Consider the following 22,482-nt stretch of genomic DNA (forward strand, 5'->3'; position numbering starts at 1 on the left):
ATTACCTGAAACGGAGGTTCTTGCGCGACAATTGTTCGATCGAACTGCAGCCCATCAGCTTCATGCCGCGTTCGATCTCGACCCGCATCTGTTCGAGCGCCCGTTCGACGCCCGGCTGGCCGGCCGCGGCCAGCGGAAACAGATAGTAGCGGCCGACACCGACAGCCTTGGCGCCGAGCGACAGCGCCTTCAGCACATGCGTGCCACGCTGCACGCCGCCATCCATGATGACGTCGATCCGATCGCCGACCGCATCGACGATCTCGGCAAGCTGGTCGAAAGCCGCCCGCGAGCCATCCAGCTGCCGGCCGCCATGGTTCGACAGCACGATGCCGCTGCAGCCGATCTCGACGGCGCGCCTGGCATCCTCCACCGACATGATGCCCTTGAGGCAGAACGGGCCCGACCACAGCCTGACCATCTCGGCGACGTCGTCCCATGTCATCGACGGGTCGAGCATATCGGTGAAGTAGCGGCTGATCGACATGGTGCCGCCACCCATGTCGACATGCTCGTCCAGCTGCGGCAGCTTGAACCCCTCATGGGTGAAATAGTTCAGCGCCCAGGCCGGCTTGAGCGCGAACTGTGTCATCCCGGCCAGGTTGAGCTTGAAGGGAATGGCAAAGCCAGTGCGTTTGTCGCGTTCGCGATTTCCCCCAGTGATGCTGTCGACGGTCAGCATCATCACTTCGACGCCAACCTCCTTTGCTCGCTGCATCATCGCCCGGTTGAGGCCGCGATCCCGGTGGAAATAGAACTGATAGACCTGCGGGCTGCCGCTAATCCTGCGCGTCTCCTCGAGGCTGACGGTGCCGAGCGAGGAGACGCCGAACATCGTCCCGTATTTGGCGGCGGCCTTGGCGACCGCGCGCTCGCCCTGGTGGTGGAACAGGCGCTGCAAGGCGGTCGGCGAGCAATAGACCGGCATCGCCAGCTTCTGGCCCATCACCGTCACCGACATGTCGATCTCGCTGACGCCGCGCAGGACGTTGGGAACCAGGTCGCAGGTCTCGAAGCTTTCGGTGTTGCGGCGATAGGTGACCTCATCGTCCGCCGCGCCGTCGATGTAGTTGAAGATCGGCCCCGGCAGCCGCCGTTGCGCCATGCGGCGGAAATCGGAAAAATTGTGACAGTCGCCGAGCCGCATCATCGATTTCCAGACGTCATATCGGGGCAAGCCGCGCGCCGCCGCTTGATGCGTCGAATATCAATCTGAAGTCTCCGTGCCAACGGCCAAATTACCGAGTTGCTCCTCGATCATCCCCCCAAGCACGAAAAGGGGCGCCCGAAGCGCCCCTCCCGTCGAAGATCGACTGCCGACTAACGATTACATGCCGAGATCGGAACGAAGCTCGGCCTTGGCCACGTCATATTCGGCCTTGAAGTCGTCCCGGTTGAGCAGCACCGCGGCGATGACGCTGCCGGAAATCTTGCCCATCTCGATGTCGGACGCGTAGTGGATGCCGCCGACCTCGCGATTGTGGGCGTATTCGGCCGCGCGCGTCATGATCTCGGCGCGCTTTTCCGGAACCATGTCGGACAGGATGATGCCCATCATTGTGCCGACGGTGCGTGGCCGGAAGGCCACGAACCGGAGCTGGACAGCTTGACCGCGGGCTTGACGAGGTCGCTGAGCTGGTGCGGACGCGGACGCTTCCAGACATCCTTGGCCGGATCGACGACGGCGCCTTCGGTGGCCACCACGCGGTCGAAGAAGGCACTGAACTTCGGCAGCGTTTCCTTGTTGAACTTCGGTCCCATGACATCGGCGAAGCGCCAGACATTCTCCTCGGCGTCGGCGACAGCCCTGGCCACCATCTCGGGCGTGCGCGTCACCTGCAGCGTCAGCACCTCGCCGAGTTCGGCCTTGGTCTGCGCGGAATCGTTCGCCGGCGGCGGTGGAAGGATCATCGTCAGGTCGACATCCTTGTTGGTGACGAAGGGCTGGGCGTCTTCCGCCTGCGCGGCCGAGCCGACGATGAGCAGCAGCAGGCCTGCTACGAGCGATGCATATCTTTTCATGGGTGCGATCCTTTGATGAGTGCGGCACAGGATCGCCAGATGCAGTGACGGCCATGTGACATCACCAGCCTCCGGAAATGCAAAAGGGCGCCTCGCGCCGCCCTTAAGTGATCGAGGTCAAGGCCTCTTGAGATTCAGGTCAGGCCGAGTCGAAAACGGTGGTTTCCGAGAACCGGAGCGGAGCGTACTTAAAATACGTGAGCACCGGAAGCGCAGGAAGCCATTGTTTGCAGACCGGCCTCACCTGAATATCAGCAGGCCTTAGTGCGCCACGCCTTCCCACACCTTGCGCTTGGTGAGATAGACCAGCGCGCCGAACAAGAGCAGGAACACCAGCACGCGAAAACCGGTCTTCTTGCGGTCTTCCATGTGCGGCTCGGCCGCCCACGTCAGGAAGGCGGAGACGTCGCGGGAATACTGGTCGATGGTCTGCGGCGCGCCGTCATCATAGGTCACCTGGCCGTCGGAGAGCGGCTTGGGCATCTTCAGCGACACGCCCGACATGAAGTAGGGATTGTAGTGGGTGCCTTCCGGGATCACCATTCCGGCCGGCGGCGTCTGGTCGTAGCCGGTCAGCAGCGAGTGGATATAGTCGGGACCGCCCGCGTCATACTGGGTGAAGATGTCGAAGACGAATTGCGGAAAGCCGCGCTCGACGCCGCGAGCCTTGGCCAGCAGCGACATGTCGGGCGGAGCGGCGCCGCCATTGGAGGCAGCCGCGGCTTCCTCGTTGGCGAATGGCGGCGGGAAGTGGTCGGATGGCTTGCCGGGACGGTCGAACATGTCGCCGGCATCGTTGGGGCCGTCATGGATGGTGTACCCGGCCGCCAGCGTCTTGATCTGCGCGTCGGAATAACCGAGGTCCGACAGCGTGCGGAACGCCACCAGGTTCATCGAATGGCAGGCCGAGCAGACTTCCTTGTAGACCTTCAGGCCGCGCTGCAGCTGCGCCTTGTCATAAGTGCCGAACGGGCCGGTAAAACTCCAGCTCATTTCCTTCGGCTCATTGATCGGGAAATGCGTCGGCGCGGCCGCGTTGTGTGCCTCTTCGGCAGCGGTCGCCCAAGTGGCTGCGGTCCCAGTGCCGACGGCCACGAGGCCGATCAGCGCCAGCGAGGTGAGAATCTTCTTCATGCCAAATCCCCTTAGATTCTCTACCGCTCTGTCTTCCTGTTCGAGCATGATCTCTGGACAAAACGGTTTTCCGTTTGTCCGAGAAAACCGGTCCCCACTTTTCGGGATCATGCTCTAGCCCTTGGTCTCTGGTGCGGCCGTGGCACGCGCCGGATGTCCGCTGCCGCCCTTGTTCTTCTCGAGCACCGCTTCGGTGATCGAGTTCGGCAGCCTTCGCGGCGTCTCGATCAGGCCAAGCACCGGCAGCGCGACCAGGAAGAAGGCAAAGTAAAACAGCGTCGCCATCTGCGCCATGAACACGTAGCTGCCTTCGGCAGGCTGCGAGCCCAGCCATCCCAGCAGGATGGCATCGGCCACGAACAGCCAGAAGAACAGCTTGTACCAGGGCCGGTAGACCGCCGAGCGCACCTTGGAGGTGTCGAGCCACGGCACCAGGAACAGCATGACGATGGCGCCGAACATGCACAGCACGCCGCCGAGCTTGGAGTTGATCGGCCCGACATTGAAGGTGATGGCGCGCAGGATCGCGTAGAACGGCAGGAAGTACCATTCCGGCACGATATGGGCCGGCGTCTTCAGCGGGTTGGCGACGATGTAGTTGTCCGGGTGGCCGAGATAGTTCGGCAGGTAGAAGACGAAATAGGCGAAGAAGAACAGGAACACGATCATGCCGAACGCGTCCTTGATGGTCGCGTAAGGGGTGAAGGCGACGGTGTCGGTCTTCGACTTGATCTCGATGCCGGTCGGGTTCGACTGGCCGACGACATGCAGCGCCCAGATGTGCAGCACGACGACGCCAGCGATCATGAACGGCAAGAGGTAATGCAGCGCGAAGAAGCGGTTGAGCGTCGGATTGTCGACGGCAAAGCCACCGAGCAGCAGCTGCTGGATCCAGTCGCCGACCAGCGGGATGGCGCTGAAGAAGCCGGTGATGACGGTGGCACCCCAGAACGACATCTGTCCCCATGGCAGCACATAGCCCATGAAGCCGGTCGCCATCATCAGCAGGTAGATGATGCAGCCGAGGATCCAGAGCAACTCGCGCGGCGCCTTGTAGGAGCCGTAATAGAGGCCGCGGAAGATGTGGATGTAGACGGCGACGAAGAAGAACGAGGCGCCGTTCGAATGCATGTAGCGCAGCAGCCAGCCCGAATTCACATCGCGCATGATCTTTTCGACCGAGCCGAAGGCGAGATTGGTGTCGGCCGTGTAGTGCATGGCCAGCACAATGCCGGTCAGGATCTGCGCCACCAGCATGATCGACAGGATGCCGCCGAAGGTCCACGCATAGTTGAGGTTGCGCGGCACTGGATAGGCGACAAAGCTGTCATAGATCAGCCGCGGCAGCGGCATGCGGGCGTCGAACCAGCGTTCGATACCGGTCTTGGGCGTATAGGTCGAGTGTCCCTCGCTCATCGAAATATCCCCTGCCTCAACCGATAAGGATCTTGGTATCGGAAATGAACTTGAATACCGGCACTGCCATGTTCTCGGGCGCCGGGCCTTTGCGGATGCGGCCGGCGGTGTCGTACTGCGAACCGTGGCATGGGCAGAACCAGCCGCCGAAATCGCCTTCCTGGCCGAGCGGAATGCAGCCCAGATGGGTGCAGACCTGAACCATCACCATCCAGGCTTCCTTGCCGGGCGTGGTGCGGTTGGCGTCTGTCGCCGGCGCGTCGGCCGGCAAATTGGCGTTGCGCGCGATCGGATCCTTGAGATCGGTGAGCTTGACCGCCTCGCCGTCCTTCATCTCCTGCTCGGTGCGGTTGCGCACCACGACAGGCTTGCCGCGCCATTTGACGATTAGCGACATGCCCGGCGTCAACGAAGCGACGTCGACCTCGACCGAGGCAAGCGCCAGCGTCGAGGCATCGGGGCGCATCTGGTCGATGAACGGCCATGCGAAGGCACCCGCGCCGACCACTGCGGCCATGCCGGTAGCGACGTAGAGAAAATCACGACGATTGGGATCCTGGATGTCGGTTGCGCTCACGGGTGCCTGATCCTTTCGCCTCTTCCGCGCCGGTGGCTGAGCCTTGTTCCCCGCTCAATTACGCCAACCCGACAGCGCATGGCGAACAGGCTTGCGAATTCCTCCGGCATTTGGACTTCGGTTTATGCGTGAAGCCCGTTTTTGTCCAGACGGGTGAAGGCACAAGGGCAGATTGTCGCGGGCGTTCCGCACAGAGATAAATTTGACCGGTTTGGCCAAATGTAGCAATATGTCTACATCTTCTGCACGGAGGTGCTGAAATGAACATCTCGACGAAGACAATCACCATCATGTCGAGCCGTGAATTCAACCAGGACACGGCGCTCGCCAAACGGGCAGCCAGGAACGGGCCGGTCATTATCACCGACCGCGGCAAGCCTTCCCATGTGCTGATGTCGATGGAGGAATATCAGCGGCTTCAGAAGAAGCCGAGAAGCCTTGCCGATGCGCTTGCCGACGATCGCCCTGAAGCGGATTTCGACTGGGAACCACCACGTCTGGAAGGACCGTTTTTTAGGGTACCCGAACTCGACTGATGTTCATTCTCGACACCAATGTCGTTTCGAATCTGCGCCGCCGGGACAAGGCCGACCCCAACGTGTTGGCCTGGGCAGAGAATCACGACATCGCCAGTTTTTTCATGTCGGTGATTTCGATCCTGGAGCTCGAAATCGGGACGTTGCTTTTGGCAAGGAAGGACACCAGGCAAGCCGCCGTCTACCGCGAGTGGCTGGACCGGATACTCATTCCGGAATTCGACGAACGGATTCTGAGTGTGGACACAGCCATCGTCGTGCGTTGCGCGAACCTCCACGTTCCCGACCCCAGGCCGGAACGCGATGCTCTCATCGCCGCCACCGCGCTCGTCAACAACTTGACGGTTGTGACCCGCAATACGAAGGATTTCGAAGGCACCGGCGTGAAACTGTTCAATCCCTGGATTTCGGCGACGAGTTAGATGGCCATGGCACACGTAATAGACCGCGACGCATGGGCTGTTCGCTCCGACCACTGGAAGGGCGAACTGCAATGCGGCGCCTACGGTTCCAACTCCTGCCTGATCTTCAACTATCTGCCTGACGTCGGCGGCGGGCCGCGCCTGCACAGGCATCCCTACGCAGAGATCTTCATCATTCGCCAGGGCACCGGCCTGTTCATGGTCGGCGACCAGGAGGTCGAGGCATCGGCCGGCCAGATCCTGATCGTTCCGCCCAACACGCCGCACAAATTCACCAATCTCGGCCCCGGCCCGCTGGAAACGACAGACATCCACGAGAACGGCAGTTTCATCACCGAATGGCTGGAGTGACCATGATCCCGAAGGTGGCAACCAGCTTTCGGAAAAGATCAACGGTCAAAAGCGCTATTTCGCGCCAAGCCTGACCAGCACCGCCTTTGGGATGTTGTATTCGCGGATGACGGCGTCGTGCTTTCGCAAGCCGCACAGTTCGCGCTGGATGAAATAACCGTGCACCGCTTCGGCTGCCTCCTTGAGGAGCCGGGGGCGCAGTTGCTCATCCCCATTGTCGCGCAGCCTGGCCAGCGTTTCCTCGACCCGCTGGCCGGCACGGCCGAGTGCGGCCGCCTTTTCGGCGAGGATTTCATGGCCGAGCGCGTCGAAGGCGGCTTCGGCGGCCGAAGCGCCGGCGGATGGCGGACGCAGCGACATTTCAGCCCCCTTTCCCAAAAATCATGCGGTGTGTGACGAATTCTTCGCCCACCACCGGCTGGAAGCCAAGCCGCTCATAGAAAGCGAAGGCTTCTTGCGGCGCGCGGGTGTTCAGCACGGCAAAATGGTGACGTGCCCTGTCGATGACGGTCTCGACCAGCATGCGGCCAAGGCCGGTGCGGCGGTGACGCGCACTCACGAACAGGTGCCGGACCCGGCCATGGTCCCTGCTCTCGAAATAAGGATCGATGTTCAGCCCGCACACGCCGGCGAGTTCCCGGCCATGCCATGTCCCGTACAGCGCCTCGCCCCGCTTCAGGAACTTGTTATGGTCGCTTGCCCAGCCATCCGCCAGGCGCACCAGCATCCAGTAGCCTTCCAGCCGGCTCTCGTCCTTCAGCGCGTCAAAGGCCGGCGTTGTCGGCCGGAGCCGCTCGAGCACATAGCCGACCCCTGCTGATCCGCCCATGCCCTCACTCCGCCGGCCGAGTCTCTTCGAGCACGCTGTCCTCGTGATAGAGGAAGCCGCCGGACTGCCGCTTCCACAGCCGCGCATAGAGCCCGTCGAGCGCCACCAGTTGGTCATGCGTGCCCTGTTCCACGATGCGGCCGCCGTCGAGCACCACGAGGCGGTCGAGCGCGGCAATCGTCGACAGCCGGTGGGCGATGGCGATGACCGTCTTGTTTTCCATCAGCCGCGTCAGATTCTCCTGGATCGCCGCCTCGATGTCCGAGTCCAGCGCAGACGTCGCTTCGTCGAGGATCAGGATCGGTGCGTCCTTGAGGAAGACGCGGGCGATCGCCACGCGCTGGCGCTGGCCGCCCGACAGTTTCACGCCGCGCTCGCCGACAAAGGCCTCGTAGCCGGCACGGTCCCTGTTGTCGCGCAGACCAAGGATGAACTCGTGCGCCTCAGCCTTCCTGGCCGCCGCGATCACTTCGGCGTCGGTGGCATCCGGCATGCCGAGCTTGATGTTGTCACGCAGCGAACGGTGGAACAGCGCGGTGTCCTGGCTGACGACACCGATATTGGCGCGCAGCGAATTCTGCGTCACATCGGAGACGTCCTGACCATCGATGGTGATGGACCCACCCTCCAAATCGTAGAGTCGCAGGATCAAATTAGCGAGTGTGGTCTTGCCGGCCCCGGACGGCCCGACCAGCCCGACCTTCTCGCCCGGCCGCACGACGAGGTCGATGCCGTTGAGCACGCCGAACCCCTTGCCGTAATGGAACTCGACATTCTTCACCTCGATGCGCCCGCCGGCCACCACGAGTTCCTTCGCGTCGGGTGCATCGATGAGGCCGAGCGGCTGCGAGATCAGCGCCTTGGAATTTTCCAGCACGCCGAGGTTTCGCAATATGCCGTTGAGCTGCATCATCAGCCGGCCAAGCAGCATGTTGAGCCGCAGCACCAGCGACAGCGTGAAGGCGACCGCGCCGACCGTGATCGAGCCCTCGACCCAGAGATAGACGGCAAAACAGCCGATCGCCGTGATCATGATGCCCGACAGCGTCGTCAGCGCCATGCGCACGCCGGTCAGCCGGCGGGTGAAGGGGCGCAGCGCGTCGAGATAGATGTCGAAGCCGTTTTTGATGTAGCGGTCGTCGCCGTCGGCCGAGAACAGCTTCAGCGTCTGCACGTTGGAATAGGAATCGACGATGCGGCCGGTGATCATCGAGCCGGCCTCGGCGGTTTCCTCGGCATGCTTGCGGATTGCCGGCAGATAGAGCTTGGCCAGCCAGCCGAAGGCGGTGATCCAGATCACCACCAGCACCGCCAGCCTGAGATCCAGCCCGGCCACCAGCGCCAGCGTCGTCACCGTATAGACGACCATGAACCAGACGACCTCGATGAAGCTTTCCATCAGGTCGCCGGTGGCTTGCCCGGCCTGCCAGACCTTGGTGGCGATGCGGCCGGCGAAATCGTTCTGGAAGAAGGCGTAGGACTGGCGCGAGACGTGCCGATGCGCCTGCCAGCGGACCAGATTGTAGAAGCCGGGCGTGATCGTCTGTTCATCGACCAGCGCCGACAGCCCGACGACGATGGTGCGGAGGACCAGCACCACCGCGATCATGAACACCAGTTCGGAGCCGGCGGCATTCCACAGCGCATGCCAGTTGCGCTCGCCGGGAAGCTGGTCGAGAATGTCGACCAGCCGCCCGACGAAGTAGAACAGGCCTGCCTCGACCAGCGGGGCGATGCCGCCGATGACCAGCATGGCGAAGAAGGCGAACTTCGCCTGGCCGACATAGTGCCAGAGAAAGCCTCCGACGCTCGTCGGTGGCCGAAGATTCGCCGGCTCCCTGAACGGATAGACCCAGTTCTCGAACCAGCGATAGACTGCAGTCATCATTCGGCAGCTTGGCCCTTTGCAAGTGCGTCATTTGCGGCGTCGGCCGGGCCGTCCTCGAGGAGGAATCCGCCCGACTGACGCTGCCAGAGCTGCGCGTAGAGCCCGCCCCGGGCGACGAGTTCCTCGTGCGAACCCTCCTCTATGACGCGGCCCTTATCCATCACCACCAGCCTGTCCATCGCCGCGATGGTCGACAGCCGGTGCGCGATGGCGATGACGGTCTTGCCTTGCATGAGCTTGTAGAGATTCTCCTGGATGGCTGCCTCAGCCTCGGAATCGAGCGCGGATGTCGCCTCGTCAAGGATAAGTATCGGCGCGTCCTTCAACATAACGCGAGCAATGGCGATGCGTTGCCGCTGGCCGCCGGACAATTTGACGCCGCGGTCGCCGACATGGGCATCGAATCCCTTGCGGTCATTGGCATCCGAAAGCCCGGCGATGAAGTCCAGCGCCTCGGCGCGCCGCGCCGCCTCGACAAGCAACTCGTCGCTGGCATCAGGCCGGCCATAGAGGATGTTCTCGCGCACCGAACGATGCAGCAGCGAGGTGTCCTGCGTGACCATGCCAATCTGGGCGCGCAGCGAATCCTGCGTCACCGCTGCGATCTCCTGGCCGTCGATCAGGATCTTGCCACTCTCCAGGTCGTAGAAGCGCAGCAGGAGGTTGACCAGCGTCGACTTGCCGGCGCCGGAACGGCCGACAATGCCGACCTTCTCGCCCGGCTTCACAGCCAGCGACAGGCTCTCGATGACACCCTTCTGCTTGCCGTAGTGGAAACGGATGTCCTCGAAGCGGATCTCGCCCCTGGAAACGGCAATATCCTTCGCCCCCGGCCGGTCCTCGACCAGGCGAGGCAGCGAGATCGAGGCGATGCCGTCCTGCACCGTGCCGATATTCTCGAACAGGCCCGACATTTCCCACATGATCCACTGCGACATGCCCCACAGCCTGAGCACGAGCCCGATGACCACGGCGACCGCGCCGATCGTCACCGCCTGCCCCAGCCACAGCCACAGCGACATCGCGGTGACCGAAAACAGCAGCAGCGCGTTCAGGATGTAGAGGACGCCATACAGCACCGTCACCAGCCGCATCGACCGGTAGACCGTGTCGAGGAAACCGGCCATTCCCTCCTTGGCGAAGGATGCTTCGCGGCGCGCATGGCTGAACAGCTTGACCGTCTGGATGTTGCTGTAGCTGTCGACGACGCGGCCGGTCATGGTCGAGCGCGCATTGGCCTGTTCCTCCCCGACCTTGCCCAGCCGGGGGATGAAATAGCGCAGCAGCAGGACGTAGCCGACCAGCCAGACAGCAAGCGGCATTGCCAGCCGCCAGTCGGCCGAGCCGACGATGAACAACATGCCGAGAAAATAGACGATGACGTAGTTCAGCACATCGATCAGCTTGATGACGCATTCGCGCACGGCGAGCGCCGTCTGCATCAGCTTGGTGGCGATGCGGCCGGCAAACTCGTCCTGGTAGAAGCTCATCGACTGCTTGAGCAGGTAGCGGTGTACCTGCCAGCGGATACGCATGGGGTAGTTGCCCATCAGCGTCTGCTGGTTGAGCAGCGAATGGAGCCATACCGTACCCGGCAGCGCGAACAGCACGATGAAGGCCATGCCGGCGAGTTTCCAGGCTTCCGTCTGCAGGAAGGTCTCCCGATTCTGCCCCGACAGCCAGTCGACGATGCGGCCGAGGAAGCCGAACATCCACACTTCGGCAATCGCGATCGCCGTCACCAGCACCGCGTCGAAAAGGATATAGGGCCAGGCGCCGCGTGTATAATGCACGCAGAAAGCAACCAGCGTCTTGGGCGGCTCGACCGGTTCCGCTGCGGGGAACGGGTCGAGCCTTTTTTCAAACCAGCCAAACAACATAGGTCATGCTCACAAATCTGTTTTCCGCTTACGCGGCACGCGAACGTACGAAGTCTCCGGAGCGCATGGCGCCGAGGGCCGACGGCCCGGAATCATCCGGACCGTCGGCCCTGCTTCGCGCAGTATAGGGGGTCGCGGGCTTTTCGCCGACAGGCACGTTCGACGATCCTGACGGCGCGGTGTCGACAAGTCGGATTTTCGGTCCCGGCCGGATCAACCGGATGATCCGGCGCACCAGCGATGGCCGGCTGTGGTCGGGAACCGCGCGCGAAAAATCGACATCTGGCAGCATGCCGCGATGCGGGCGGCGGCGTGTCTCGGCATGAACCGCCGACGAATAGGTTTCGCCGATCAGCAGCGCCCAGGTCGCCATCTTCTGCTCGTGCAGGTTCCTCGAGCCAGGTATTCTGTAGGGATCGAACATCGGTCCATCCTCCGTGTGAAAATAGAGATAAAAAGGCGAATCCATGTCGTCCGCCGGCATTCGGCCGGAGGCACCGATTGCGTCGGTCTGGACATGACGACGAGCGTCAGTCCGGACATGACGGCGAGCATCGGTCCGGACACGACGGTACGCGTCGGCCTGGACACGTTCAGGTGGGGCGTTCAGCCCCTTTGACAGTTTGAAAAACATCGCAGGATTCCTTCGAAAGCCGAAAAAGCGTTTCGGCGGGAATCGGTGCGATCAAGTCTTAGAAAGTCAGGAGAATCGTCGTACCGAAACCGCCGTGGGGCGTACAAGGGCCCACGAGGGGCGCTGGATGTGCATGGTCATCATGAATTACCCCTCCATCGGTTCGGGTTGACAATGGATTTGACATACAAGACTTCGCAGAAAATGGCCACCCGCAGGTCCAGCAATTTCCAAAACCGCGAGCCCGCTGTGGCCGATCTGCCACTTATTAGAAGGATGTGGAAATGAACGACCGTCTCCGCATCGCGCTCTACCAACCTGATATCGCCGGCAACACCGGCACAATCCTGCGCTTCGCTGCTTGCCTTGGACTTGGCGTCGACATCATCGAACCGGCCGGCTTTCCGCTCTCCGACAAGGCGCTCAAGCGAGCCGGCATGGACTACCTCGAAATGGCCGATCTGACCCGGCATGTCGACTGGCACGCCTTCGATAATTGGCGCAAGGTTGGCGCGCGTAGACTGGTGCTGTTGTCGACCAAAGCCACGAACGTCTATACGGGCTTCACCTTCGCCCGTGGCGATATACTCCTGTTCGGTCGCGAATCCGCAGGCGTGCCGGATCTTGTCCATCAGGCGGCGGATGCGCGGCTGACCATCCCCATGCAGGGTCCGGCGCGCAGCATCAATGTCGCGCTTTCCGTCGCCATGGTGGCGGGCGAAGCCATCCGGCAACTTGGCTAAAGCAATTCCAGGAAAAGTGTGAAGCGGTTTTCCGTCCGGAATTGCTTCAGAAAAAACAGATAGGGCGGTTCTGCGTTTCTTTGAAACGATGAACCGCCCTAGCGGCTCGCCGTCTCCCGTCATCTTGACCCAGGCGCACATCACCTTCTCCTTCGTTTGCACATCCAGGCTTTCTTCGCTACAAGCTCAACTTAACTTGAGGTCAAGCGGAAAGTGAGAAATGGCTCCGGTAACGGAATTGACGGTCGGCCAGGTGGCCGCGCGCAGCGGTGTGGCTGTCTCGGCGCTGCATTTCTATGAGGTCCGCGGCCTGATCCGCAGCCACCGCACGTCGGGCAACCAGCGCCGCTACGGCCGCGACGTGCTGCGGCGCGTGGCGATCATCAAGGTGGCGCAGGAGGTCGGCATCTCGCTGGCCGAGATCGGCGCGGCACTGGCATCCCTGCCCGAGGGCCGCACGCCGACGCGCGACGACTGGAACCTGCTGTCCACCGCCTGGCGCGACGGGCTCGACCACAAGATCGCCCAGTTGAAGAAACTGCGCGACGGGCTGACCGACTGCATCGGCTGCGGCTGCATGTCGATCGACAAATGCCCGCTGCGCAACAAGGGCGACCGGCTGGCAAGGGAAGGCACGGGGGCGAGAAGGCTGGTTGCTCTTCCTTCTCATCGTGCGCGGGGAGAAGGTGCCTGAACGCAGTGAAGGCGGATGAAGGGCAGCGTCAGCCTTCAAATGTTTGCGCCACTCCTCACCTGCCTGCCGGCATCCTCTCCCCGTAAACGGGGCGAGGAAATCCTAATCCGCCGCCGGCAGCCGTCTGATGGTGAATTCGATCAGGTCGCCCGGCCGCTCGAACCAGCTTTCGATCTCGGTCCAGTAGGCCTGCTTGGGAAAGCGTTCGAACCATTCCTTGGCCTTGAGGCGCGCATCCGAGCGCGGCAGGACGAAGGTCTCGCGCAGAAAACCGTCGCGCGGCATGCGCGCATGTTCGGCCCGGCTTTGGTCGAGCCTTTTCTTCAGGCCATCCAGCGGTGGTCTTGCCGGGGTGCGCACGAAACAACTCCTTGCACCGTGCGCATGACCCCGAAATCGGAATCGAGTTTCGGAAAGGATCATGCGCAAAACCAAAGTGACTTGACCCTTGCCCTTAAGAGATTAGGGATCGCGCCGGCAAAAGACGAGTCATTTGTAGGATCAGCCACCCCGCAACCGGAGACGGCACTTGGAACGACCTGAAATACCGGCAGGCCTGCCCGCCGACATCGAACAGAAGAAGATGAAGGCGCGCCTGTGGTTCGAGGCGCTGCGCGAACGCATCTGCGGCGCCTTCGAACAGATCGAGCAGGATCTTGGCGGTCCGCTGGCCTCGTGGTCGCCCGGCCGTTTCGAAAAGACGCCATGGGAACGCGACGAGGGTCGCGGCGGCGGCGGCACCATGTCGATGATGCATGGCCGCGTCTTTGAAAAGGTCGGCGTCCACACCTCGACGGTGTATGGCGAGTTCTCACCCGAATTCAGGAAGCAGATGCCCGGCGCCGAGGAAGACCCGCGCTTCTGGGCATCCGGCATTTCGCTGATCGCGCACCCGTGGAACCCCAACGTTCCGGCCGTGCATATGAACACGCGCATGGTCGTCACCTCGCGCCAATGGTTCGGCGGTGGCGCCGACCTGACGCCGGTGCTCGACCGTCGCCGCACCCAGGACGATCCCGATACCGTCGCCTTCCACCGCGCCATGCAGTTCGCTTGCGAGAAGAACGTCGCGGTCGCCGATTATCCGAAATTCAAGGCCTGGTGCGACGAGTACTTCCATCTGTCGCACCGCAACGAGCCGCGCGGCACCGGCGGCATCTTCTTCGACTGGCTGCATTCGGGCGAGGACAGAGGCGGCTGGAATGCCGATTTCAACTTCGTCCAGGATGTCGGCCGCTCTTTCCTGGTCGTTTACGGTCACCTCGTGCGTGCCAACTTCAACGAGAACTGGACCGATGGCGACCGTGACGAACAGCTCATCCGCCGTGGCCGTTACGTCGAATTCAACCTGCTTCACGATCGCGGCACCATCTTCGGACTGAAGACCGGCGGCAATGTCGCGGCGATCCTGTCCAGCCTGCCGCCCGAGGTCCGCTGGCCGTAACAAGATGGTGAGCCGACCGCGCACGGGCTTTGATGCAACCAAGTGCACCCCATCTGTGTTATGGTTTTTACCCTGCTCTCGGTCCGAAGATTCAACCCAGGACATTGGACCGTGAGCCAAGAAGTATCGGAGCCTCAGGCTCCATGGAGGAAAAGGAGAATCCCATGAAGGAATTTCACTGCGGGTCGCTCGTTCCCGGCTGTGACTGGCATACGCGTGCCGATGAGGAGGCCGAGGTGATGCGCCGCGCCGTCGAGCACATGCGCGAGACGCATGGCGAGGCGGTCATCCGCGAGACGATGATCGAGGCGATCCGCTCGCGCATCGGGAAGACCCGCGACGCGGCCTGATCGGAGCAATTCCAGGAAAAGTGTGAAACGGTTTTCCGTCCGGAATTGCGTGAACAAGTATTCTACCGGGCTTTCAAGGCTTCCGCGGCGCGTTCAAGCAGCGCGCCGCGATCGGGAGCAAAGCTGGCTTCCACCCACTCCGCCTCTAGGTTCTTGAGGATTTCGCCAAGCTTCGGCCCTGGAGTCGCGCCAAGCGCCGTCAGATCGGCGCCTTTTAGCGGAAACAACGGCTTTTCCCATTTGATGGCGAAGGCAAGCAGGCGCGAAAAGCCGCCGGCTTCGAGCAGTGCCTCATTGTCCTCGACAGCGCGCACCCGCGCTCTTGCAAGCGACAGCCGCAGACGGTCGACAAACCCTTGCCGGTCGCCGCGATAGAGCCGCTTTGCCAGTTCGCCCTCGGTGGTCTTCGGCTCGACGGCGGCGGCAAGCGCCCAATGGCGCAACCGGTCCGCCTCAACAGTGGAAAATTTGAGCCGCTCGGCGAGCGTCTTCATGCGCGCCGCATCCGGCGGCACGATCGCTTCCAGCCTGAGCAGCGGGTCGGGTACCCAGCCCAGATCCTTCTCGGCCTTGGTCAGCCCGTGGATCGCGTCGATGCCCCATTTCTCGCTTTCCGGCAGTGCGGCGGTCAAGACGCTGGCCTGCCGCATCCAGAGCAGTGCCCGCGAGGCATCAGGCGCCGACAACAGCTTCTTCAGTTCCGACCAGATACGCTCGGCCGAAAGTTGGGCCAGCCCTTCCTTCAGCCAGGCGCAGGCCTTCAGCCCTTCGGCGTCCGGCCGGCCGTCGCCATACCAGGCGAAGAAACGGAAGAAGCGCAGGATACGCAGATAATCCTCACGGATGCGCGCTTCCGCATCACCGATGAAACGCAGCCGGCGCGCCTTGATGTCGGCGATGCCGCCGACCAGGTCGATGACAGTGCCGTCGGCCTCGGCATAGAGCGCGTTGATGGTGAAGTCGCGCCGCTCGGCGTCAAGCTTCCAGTCGCGCCCGAACGACACCTTGGCGCGGCGGCCGTCGGTCTCGATGTCGGCGCGCAAGGTGGTGACCTCATAGGGCTTGCCGCCGGCGATAACCGTGATCGTGCCGTGCTCGATGCCGGTCGGCACCGCCTTGAAACCTTCCGCCTCGGCGCGGCGGATGGTTTCCGGCGGCAGGCACGTAGTGGCGATGTCGATGTCGGCGACCGGCTGGCCCATCAGCGTGTTGCGCACCGCGCCGCCGGCGACACGCGCTTCTTCGCCGCCTTGCGCCAGTGCGGCAAGCAGGCGCCCCAGATGCTTGTCGGTGAGCCAGTCGGCCCTGCCCGCGATCGAGACACTCACGCATAAAGCCTTTCATAGAGCGTACGGATGATGCCGGCGGTGACGCCCCAGATGCGCCGGTCGCCATAAGGCATGTCGTAGAAGAACCATTCGAGATCGTTCCACATGCGGCTGTCGCGCTTGTGGTTGGCCGGGTCCATCAGGAAGCGCAGCGGCACTTCGAAGGCGGCGTCGACCTCGTCGGCATTGAGCCGCAGCGAAAACCCTGGCCGCACGATGCCCAGCACCGGCGCGATGCGATATCCGCTGCCGGCGACATAATCGGGCATGCGGCCGATGATCTCGATGCGATCCCCGCCAAGGCCGATTTCCTCGAAGGTTTCGCGCAGCGCCGCCGCTTCCGGACTGGCATCGGTCGGATCGATGGTGCCGCCGGGAAAGGCCACCTGCCCCGAATGGTTGCGCAGCTTTTCGGCCCGCTTGGTCAAAAGAACCGTCGCTTCGCCCTCATGATCGACAACCGGGATCAGCACCGCGGCATTGCGCAGCGCCTTCGCCTGGTTGAGGCGCGGATGGTCGGGATTGAAGCGATGATCGCCATAGTCGTCGCCGGCATGCGCATCCGGCTGCGCGGCAAAGCGCGCGCGAAAATCCGCTGACGAAAATGGCGCCGGCGTCCTCTGGTCCATCACGCGCTCAGCCGCTTCAACCGGTCCGCCGGCATGATCGCGAACACAGCACCCTTCGAGCGCACGGCGAACATGGTCTTGCCGCCGATCTCGATCTCTTCGCCATGCCCGACCAGCTCGTACATCACCGGCCGCGCCACCAGCGCCTCCAGCCGTCCGCGCACCAGCACATAGGGTTTCAGGCCGCCGGTCTCGTTCTCGTCGACGAAGCGCAGCGGCCGCTCCGGCCCGGCCTCGACCACGTCGCCGACATTAGTGCGAAAGGTGATGATTTGCCCCTCGCCGCTGCCCGAAACATCCATCTCGACGGCGATGAACGGCGCATCGGCGACGCGGATGCCGACCCGCTCCACGGGTGTCACCAGATAGGTCCTGCCGTCCGCGTCCTTGCGCAGCACCGAGGAGAAAAGCTGCACCAGCGGCATGCGCCCGATCGGCGTGCCCAGGTAGAACCAGGTGCCGTCGGCCTTGATCTCCATGTCGAGATCGCCGCAGAAATCGGGATTCCAGCGCTCGACCGGCGCCGCGCCCTTGCCGGCGCGGGCGGCGCGCGAGATCAGCGCCTCGAGACCGCGCGCCTCGGTGGCGGTCGTAAGGCTTTGTTCGCGATGTTCGGAGTGTTCCGTCATGGTCACGAAATAGTCACTGTTGTTGCGCTTGTCAGCCTAAGGCTGTGATTTAAGTTTCGACATAGGCGCCACGCGAGGCCGAATCGCGGCAACCTATGCTATGGTGCGGGCCGGTATTTCCAAGCACAAGGATCGATGCTGCATGAGCGTGATGGTCAAGGAAAACCCGATCAGCGAAACGGACATGATCGCCGAGGCCGAGAAGGCGCTGGCCGACATCTCCAGGATCCGCGACGGGGTCGGCCGGGTCATCTTCGGCCAGGAAAGCGTCGTCGAGCGCACGCTGGTGGCGCTGCTGGCCGGCGGCCATGCGCTGCTGGTCGGCGTGCCGGGCCTCGCCAAGACCAAGCTGGTCGAGACGCTGGGCATCGTGCTCGGCCTCGATTCGCGCCGCATCCAGTTCACGCCCGACCTGATGCCGTCCGATATCCTTGGCTCCGAGGTGATGGAGCAGGACGAGACCGGCAAGCGTTCCTTCCGTTTCATCGCCGGGCCGATCTTCGCCCAACTTCTGATGGCCGACGAGATCAACCGCGCCTCGCCGCGCACCCAGTCGGCGCTGCTGCAGGCGATGCAGGAATACCACGTCACCATCGCCGGCGCCCGCCATGACCTGCCGGCGCCCTTCCATGTGCTGGCGACCCAGAATCCGCTGGAGCAGGAAGGCACCTATCCTTTGCCCGAGGCCCAGCTCGACCGCTTCCTGATGCAGGTCGACATCCTCTATCCCGACATCGAGGCCGAGCGCCGCATCCTTTTGGAAACCACCGGCATCGAGGATGCGAAGGCGCAGAATGTGCTGCAGCCGGTACGGCTGAAGGAAATCCAGACGCTGATTCGCCGCATGCCGGTACCGGAAAGCGTCGTCGAGGCAATTCTGACGCTGGTGCGCTCGGCGCGTCCGGGCCAGGGCAATGCCGAGACCGACAAGCATGTCGCCTGGGGCCCCGGCCCGCGCGCCAGCCAGGCGCTGATGCTGTGCACGAGGGCGCGCGCCCTCTATGACGGCCGGCTGGCGCCCTCGATCGACGATGTCCGCGCGCTGGCCGAGCCGGTGCTGCAGCACCGCATGGCGCTGACCTTCGCCGCCCGCGCCGAAGGCACCGGCGTGCGCGACGTGGTTGGCAAGCTCGTGAAAGGGATTTGATGGCGCGCATCGGCGAGGTCCAGGCTCCGGCAGCGACGCGCGACGCGCTCGCCCGTGGCCGGTTGCGGGCCTCGCTGGTGCCCGACCTGCTGGTCGAGGCGCGCCGCATCGTCAACACCGTGATCGCTGGCTGGCATGGCCGCCGCAAGCGCGGCATCGGCGAGAATTTCTGGCAGTTCCGGCCCTATGTCGAAGGCGATTCCTCGCGCATCGACTGGCGCCGCTCGGCGCGTGACGACCACACCTATGTGCGCGACCGCGAGTGGGAAGCCGCCCATACGGTGTGGCTGTGGGCCGACCCATCGCCCTCGATGCTCTACAAGTCGACCGGCGCAAGCGTTTCCAAGCAATCGCGCGCGCTGGTGCTGGCGATGGCGATGGCCGAGCTGTTGTCGCGCAGCGGCGAGCGCATCGCCTGGCCCGGCCTCACCGATCCGTTCACCGCCCGCAACGGCGCCGAGCGCATCGCCGCCCAGCTCATGCATGCCGGCGAGTTGCCGGCAAAACCCGACCTGTCCGACATACGCCGCTTCTGCGACATCGTCATCGCCAGCGACTTCCTCGACCCGGTCGAAGAAACGATGGCCTGGCTCGACGTGCTGGCCCGCCACGGCGTGCGCGGGCATCTGATCGAGGTCGCCGACCCGGCCGAAGAAACCTTCCCCTATGCCGGCCGCACCGAATTCACCGATCCCGAGACCGGCGACAAGCTGACCGCCGGCCGCGCCGAAATGCTGGGCGATGAATACCGCCTGCTCTACGCCGCCCGCCGCCACGAACTGGCGGCCTGGTGCAAGCGGCTCGGCTGGAGCTTTACCGTCAACCACACCGACCGGCTCGCTTCCGACGCGCTGGTGCGCCTGCACATGGCAATGACCGCCGATGGCGGTTATGCCGGGCTGAGCGCTGGTAGCGCTCATGCCGGGCTGACCACTGGTCATGCCGGGCCGAGCGCCGGTCGTGCCGGCATGACCGCCTCTGGCGGTCAGCCTGGAAAGGCCGTCGCATGAGCTGGCTGCCGCTCTCCTTTGGCGCCCCCATGGTGCTGTGGGGCCTGCTGGCGCTGCCGGTGATCTGGTGGCTGTTGCGGCTGACCCCGCCCAAGCCGCAGATGGAGATCTTCCCGCCGCTGAGGATACTGGCGCGCGTGCTGAAGCGCGAGGAGACGCCGCAGCAGAGCCCATGGTGGCTGACGCTGCTCAGGCTGCTGATGGCCGCCCTCATCGTCGCGGCACTTGCCGAGCCGGTGTTCAACCCGCGCGAGAAACTGCCTGCCGAGGGCGCGGCCCTGGCGCTGGTCATCGACAACAACTGGGCAAGTGCCGCCGACTGGAACAAGCGCGTCGCCACCGCCGAGCGGCTGATCAACGATGCCGGCTCCAACGGCGTGCCTGTCGTCATCGCCTTTACCGCCGAAAAGCCCAATTCGGAGATCGGCCCCTTCGATGCCGCCGCCGCACTCGACCGGCTGCGCGCCGCCAAGCCTCGACCGATCCCGACCGACCGGCCCGCCGTCTATGCCCGCGTTGCCGGCGTGCTGGACACCTTGCCCGGCGCCAGCGTCGCCGTGCTCGCCGACGGCCTGGCGGCGAAAGGCGACGAGGCTGCGTTCAACACGCTGTTGTCGAAAAATGCCGCCCGCGTCGTCTGGGCCAGTTCCGACCTGATATCGCTGACCGGCCTGACCGCCGCCGACAACCAGGTCGATGGCTTTGCGCTGACCGCCATCCGCGCGCCGGGCGACCCGGCCCCGGCGCAGGTCACCGCCGGCGCCTTCGACGACAAGGGGCGCCGCATCGCCGATGCGACGCTGACCTTTGCACCGGGCGAAGCCACTGCCACCGGCACCATGGCGGTGCCGTTCGAGTTGCGCAACGACTTCGCCTCGATCGCGCTCGACGGCGAACGCCAGGCCGGCGCCGTGCGCGTCCTCGACGAAAGCTCCAAGCGCCGCCGCGTCGGGCTGTTGTCGCAGGCCGAGGCCGACCAGGCGCAGCCGCTTTTGTCGCCGCTCTATTACATCAGGCGCGCGCTGCAGCCCTTCGCCGATCTTGTCGAACCCTCCAGCGCCGATCTCGCCGACGCCATCCCGCAAATCCTCGACCAGAAGCCGGCAATGATCATCATGGCCGACATCGGCACCATCCCCGCACAGGTCCGGCAAAGGCTGGTCGACTGGGTCGACAATGGCGGCACGCTGGTGCGTTTCGCCGGCTCGCGGCTGGCCGCCGCCGGCAATGACGACGATTTGCTGCCGGTCCGCCTGCGCACCGGCGAACGTTCGCTCGGCGGCGCGCTGTCGTGGACGTCGCCGCAGCCGGTCACTGAATTCCCCAAGGCCGGCCCGTTCGCCGATCTTGCGCCGCCGGCCGAGGTCACCGTCACCAGGCAGGTCTTGGCCGAACCGACGCCCGACATCGTCGAGCGCACCTGGGCCGCACTCGCCGATGGCACGCCGCTGGTCACCGGACTGAAGAAAGGCAAGGGCACGCTGGTGCTGTTCCACGTCACGCCCGAAGCAACCTGGTCGAACCTGCCGATCTCGGGCAGCTTCGTCGAGATGCTGCGCCGCATCGTGCAGCTGTCGCGCAACCAGGGCGCGGCGATCGCCAACGCCGAAGCCGCCGCCACCTCGCTGGCGCCCTACCGCATGATATCGGCCGACGGCTCGCTGGTGCCGCCGACGCCGGACGCACGGCCGTTGGTGCCTGGTCCCGGCGCGCTGCCGGTGACCTTCGAGAACCCACCCGGCCTCTACGGCTCCGAGACTGGCGTCTTCGCCCACAATTTGCTCGATGCCGCAAGCACGCTGGCGCCGCTGACGCGCCCGCAAATCACTATTCCCGTCACATCGATCCAGTATGCCTTTGATGAATCGCGCAACCTGAAGGGCGCGCTGGTCGCGGCTGCTCTGATCCTGATGCTGCTCGACACGCTGGCGGTGTTCTGGATCGACGGCCTGTTTACGCGCCGGCCGCGCCGGGCCGGTGCCGTGGCAACCACCGCCGCGATCCTGATTGCGCTCGGTGCCTTGTTTGGCCATGCCGATCTTGCCCGCGCCGACGATGCCAAGCCAGGCGACGAGGCGGCAATAGAGGCGATTTCGAAGACCCGCATCGCCTATGTGCTGACCGGGGTGCCTGGGGATGATTCGATCAGCCGCGCCGGGCTCGAAGGCCTGACCCGCTTCCTGGTCGAGAAGACGGCACTTGAACCGGCCGCGCCGGCCGGCGTCGACATCACGAAGGACGAGCTGTCTTTCTATCCCTTGATCTACTGGCCGATCGATCCGGCCGCGCCGATGCCGAGCCAGGCCGCGATCGCCCGGATCGACGCCTATATGCAGCAGGGCGGCACGGTGCTGTTCGACACCCGCGACCAGTTCGCCAACGGCATCGGCGCCGATTCGACCAGCCCGGCGACAGAGCGGCTGCGCGACATCCTCGGCAACCTCAACGTGCCGCCGCTGGAGCCGGTGCCGGCCGATCACGTGCTGACCAAATCCTTCTTCATCCTGCCCGAATTTCCCGGCCGCTTCAGCGGCAGCCCACTTTGGGTCGAGGCGTCGCTCGACGCCAGCAACGCCGAGAACCGGCCGGTGCGCACCGGCGACGGCGTTTCGCCGATCATGATCACCGCCAATGATTTCGCCGGCGCCTGGGCGGTCGACGAGAATGGCGATCCGTTGCTGCCGACCGTGCCGGCGGACCCGATGCAGCGCATTTACGCGCTGCGCGCCGGCGTCAACATCATGATGTACATGCTGACCGGCAACTACAAATCCGACCAGGTGCACGTGCCGATACTGCTCGAACGGCTGGGGCAGTAA

Annotated in this window: 23 protein-coding genes and 1 pseudogene; 10 read left to right on the top strand and 14 right to left on the bottom strand. The window is 63.9% G+C overall.

Features of this window, described 5'->3' with window-relative positions; all coding sequences use genetic code 11:
• Position 1: 1 nt before the first annotated feature.
• The 5 genes and pseudogenes from BPNPMPFG_RS13890 to petA all read right to left on the bottom strand — a co-directional run bounded on the left by BPNPMPFG_RS13890 (position 2) and on the right by petA (position 5,149).
• A complete protein-coding gene (locus BPNPMPFG_RS13890) occupies positions 2 to 1,147 on the bottom strand; it encodes an alpha-hydroxy acid oxidase (protein WP_258596743.1) in 1,146 nt (381 codons plus the stop codon).
• A 180-nt stretch (positions 1,148 to 1,327) separates the two neighbouring features.
• Positions 1,328 to 2,022, bottom strand: a pseudogene (locus BPNPMPFG_RS13900) (acid phosphatase).
• Positions 2,023 to 2,283: 261 nt separating this feature from the next.
• A complete protein-coding gene (locus BPNPMPFG_RS13905; protein WP_258595984.1) occupies positions 2,284 to 3,156 on the bottom strand; it encodes a cytochrome c1 in 873 nt (290 codons plus the stop codon).
• Between the two features lie 114 nt (positions 3,157 to 3,270).
• Positions 3,271 to 4,572 (bottom strand): cytochrome b, encoded by a 1,302-nt coding sequence (locus BPNPMPFG_RS13910; RefSeq protein ID WP_258595986.1) that lies wholly within the window; start codon positions 4,570 to 4,572, stop codon positions 3,271 to 3,273.
• 16 nt (positions 4,573 to 4,588) lie between these two features.
• The gene (gene petA / locus BPNPMPFG_RS13915) at positions 4,589 to 5,149 is read right to left on the bottom strand and encodes a ubiquinol-cytochrome c reductase iron-sulfur subunit (RefSeq protein ID WP_258595987.1); all 561 of its coding nucleotides are present in this window, start codon (positions 5,147 to 5,149) and stop codon (positions 4,589 to 4,591) included.
• Positions 5,150 to 5,409: 260 nt separating this feature from the next.
• Here petA and BPNPMPFG_RS13920 point away from each other — a divergent pair, with 260 nt between their 5' ends.
• From BPNPMPFG_RS13920 to BPNPMPFG_RS13930, 3 genes are read left to right on the top strand one after another with little or no spacing between them, the layout of a single operon-like run.
• Positions 5,410 to 5,685 carry a type II toxin-antitoxin system Phd/YefM family antitoxin gene (locus BPNPMPFG_RS13920; protein ID WP_258595988.1) on the top strand — a complete coding sequence of 92 codons (276 nt, stop codon included), beginning with the start codon at positions 5,410 to 5,412 and terminating at the stop codon, positions 5,683 to 5,685.
• The gene (locus BPNPMPFG_RS13925) at positions 5,685 to 6,107 is read left to right on the top strand and encodes a type II toxin-antitoxin system VapC family toxin (RefSeq protein ID WP_258595989.1); all 423 of its coding nucleotides are present in this window, start codon (positions 5,685 to 5,687) and stop codon (positions 6,105 to 6,107) included. Before BPNPMPFG_RS13920 ends, BPNPMPFG_RS13925 begins: the two co-directional genes overlap by 1 nt.
• 6 nt (positions 6,108 to 6,113) lie before the next feature.
• Entirely contained in the window at positions 6,114 to 6,458 is a 345-nt protein-coding gene (locus tag BPNPMPFG_RS13930) for a cupin domain-containing protein (protein ID WP_258595990.1), read from the top strand.
• A gap of 54 nt (positions 6,459 to 6,512) precedes the next feature.
• Here the strand turns inward: BPNPMPFG_RS13930 and BPNPMPFG_RS13935 are convergent, their stop codons facing one another.
• The 5 genes from BPNPMPFG_RS13935 to BPNPMPFG_RS13955 are packed head-to-tail and all read right to left on the bottom strand — an operon-like array spanning position 6,513 to position 11,524.
• Positions 6,513 to 6,818, bottom strand: a complete 306-nt coding sequence (locus BPNPMPFG_RS13935) for a DUF6665 family protein (protein ID WP_258595991.1) — start codon at positions 6,816 to 6,818, stop codon at positions 6,513 to 6,515.
• 1 nt (position 6,819) lies between these two features.
• Entirely contained in the window at positions 6,820 to 7,287 is a 468-nt protein-coding gene (locus BPNPMPFG_RS13940; RefSeq protein ID WP_258595992.1) for a GNAT family N-acetyltransferase, read from the bottom strand.
• 4 nt (positions 7,288 to 7,291) lie between these two features.
• A complete protein-coding gene (locus BPNPMPFG_RS13945; RefSeq protein ID WP_258595993.1) occupies positions 7,292 to 9,175 on the bottom strand; it encodes an ABC transporter ATP-binding protein in 1,884 nt (627 codons plus the stop codon).
• Positions 9,172 to 11,055, bottom strand: coding sequence for an ABC transporter ATP-binding protein (locus tag BPNPMPFG_RS13950; RefSeq protein WP_258595994.1), 1,884 nt, complete (start codon positions 11,053 to 11,055; stop codon positions 9,172 to 9,174). Before BPNPMPFG_RS13950 ends, BPNPMPFG_RS13945 begins: the two co-directional genes overlap by 4 nt.
• A 28-nt stretch (positions 11,056 to 11,083) precedes the next feature.
• Positions 11,084 to 11,524 (bottom strand): hypothetical protein, encoded by a 441-nt coding sequence (locus BPNPMPFG_RS13955; RefSeq protein WP_258595996.1) that lies wholly within the window; start codon positions 11,522 to 11,524, stop codon positions 11,084 to 11,086.
• Between the two features lie 449 nt (positions 11,525 to 11,973).
• Between BPNPMPFG_RS13955 and BPNPMPFG_RS13960 the strand changes: the two genes are divergently transcribed.
• A complete protein-coding gene (locus tag BPNPMPFG_RS13960) occupies positions 11,974 to 12,432 on the top strand; it encodes a tRNA (cytidine(34)-2'-O)-methyltransferase (RefSeq protein ID WP_258595998.1) in 459 nt (152 codons plus the stop codon).
• 220 nt (positions 12,433 to 12,652) lie between these two features.
• On the top strand, positions 12,653 to 13,126 hold the full coding sequence (soxR, locus tag BPNPMPFG_RS13965; protein ID WP_258595999.1) for a redox-sensitive transcriptional activator SoxR: 474 nt from the start codon (positions 12,653 to 12,655) through the stop codon (positions 13,124 to 13,126).
• 102 nt (positions 13,127 to 13,228) lie between these two features.
• Here the strand turns inward: soxR and BPNPMPFG_RS13970 are convergent, their stop codons facing one another.
• The gene (locus tag BPNPMPFG_RS13970; protein ID WP_027039410.1) at positions 13,229 to 13,486 is read right to left on the bottom strand and encodes a hypothetical protein; all 258 of its coding nucleotides are present in this window, start codon (positions 13,484 to 13,486) and stop codon (positions 13,229 to 13,231) included.
• Between the two features lie 169 nt (positions 13,487 to 13,655).
• Here BPNPMPFG_RS13970 and hemF point away from each other — a divergent pair, with 169 nt between their 5' ends.
• On the top strand, positions 13,656 to 14,570 hold the full coding sequence (gene hemF, locus BPNPMPFG_RS13975) for an oxygen-dependent coproporphyrinogen oxidase (RefSeq protein ID WP_258596001.1): 915 nt from the start codon (positions 13,656 to 13,658) through the stop codon (positions 14,568 to 14,570).
• Positions 14,571 to 14,734: 164 nt separating this feature from the next.
• Positions 14,735 to 14,920 (top strand): DUF1059 domain-containing protein, encoded by a 186-nt coding sequence (locus BPNPMPFG_RS13980; protein ID WP_258596002.1) that lies wholly within the window; start codon positions 14,735 to 14,737, stop codon positions 14,918 to 14,920.
• A 62-nt stretch (positions 14,921 to 14,982) separates the two neighbouring features.
• Here BPNPMPFG_RS13980 and BPNPMPFG_RS13985 read toward each other — a convergent pair whose 3' ends face one another.
• The 3 genes from BPNPMPFG_RS13985 to BPNPMPFG_RS13995 are packed head-to-tail and all read right to left on the bottom strand — an operon-like array spanning position 14,983 to position 17,506.
• Complete coding sequence (locus tag BPNPMPFG_RS13985) at positions 14,983 to 16,248, bottom strand: CCA tRNA nucleotidyltransferase (protein ID WP_258596003.1); 1,266 nt, start codon at positions 16,246 to 16,248, stop codon at positions 14,983 to 14,985.
• Complete coding sequence (locus tag BPNPMPFG_RS13990; protein WP_258596005.1) at positions 16,245 to 16,877, bottom strand: CoA pyrophosphatase; 633 nt, start codon at positions 16,875 to 16,877, stop codon at positions 16,245 to 16,247. The genes BPNPMPFG_RS13985 and BPNPMPFG_RS13990 overlap by 4 nt, the downstream gene beginning before the upstream one ends.
• A complete protein-coding gene (locus tag BPNPMPFG_RS13995; RefSeq protein WP_258596744.1) occupies positions 16,877 to 17,506 on the bottom strand; it encodes a DUF1285 domain-containing protein in 630 nt (209 codons plus the stop codon). The genes BPNPMPFG_RS13990 and BPNPMPFG_RS13995 overlap by 1 nt, the downstream gene beginning before the upstream one ends.
• 142 nt (positions 17,507 to 17,648) lie before the next feature.
• Here BPNPMPFG_RS13995 and BPNPMPFG_RS14000 point away from each other — a divergent pair, with 142 nt between their 5' ends.
• From BPNPMPFG_RS14000 to BPNPMPFG_RS14010, 3 genes are read left to right on the top strand one after another with little or no spacing between them, the layout of a single operon-like run.
• On the top strand, positions 17,649 to 18,653 hold the full coding sequence (locus BPNPMPFG_RS14000; protein WP_258596006.1) for an AAA family ATPase: 1,005 nt from the start codon (positions 17,649 to 17,651) through the stop codon (positions 18,651 to 18,653).
• A complete protein-coding gene (locus BPNPMPFG_RS14005) occupies positions 18,653 to 19,663 on the top strand; it encodes a DUF58 domain-containing protein (RefSeq protein ID WP_258596007.1) in 1,011 nt (336 codons plus the stop codon). Before BPNPMPFG_RS14000 ends, BPNPMPFG_RS14005 begins: the two co-directional genes overlap by 1 nt.
• The gene (locus BPNPMPFG_RS14010) at positions 19,660 to 22,482 is read left to right on the top strand and encodes a DUF4159 domain-containing protein (RefSeq protein WP_258596009.1); all 2,823 of its coding nucleotides are present in this window, start codon (positions 19,660 to 19,662) and stop codon (positions 22,480 to 22,482) included. Before BPNPMPFG_RS14005 ends, BPNPMPFG_RS14010 begins: the two co-directional genes overlap by 4 nt.

The organism is Mesorhizobium sp. AR07 (genome assembly GCF_024746815.1).
Classification (GTDB): Bacteria; Pseudomonadota; Alphaproteobacteria; order Rhizobiales; family Rhizobiaceae; genus Mesorhizobium.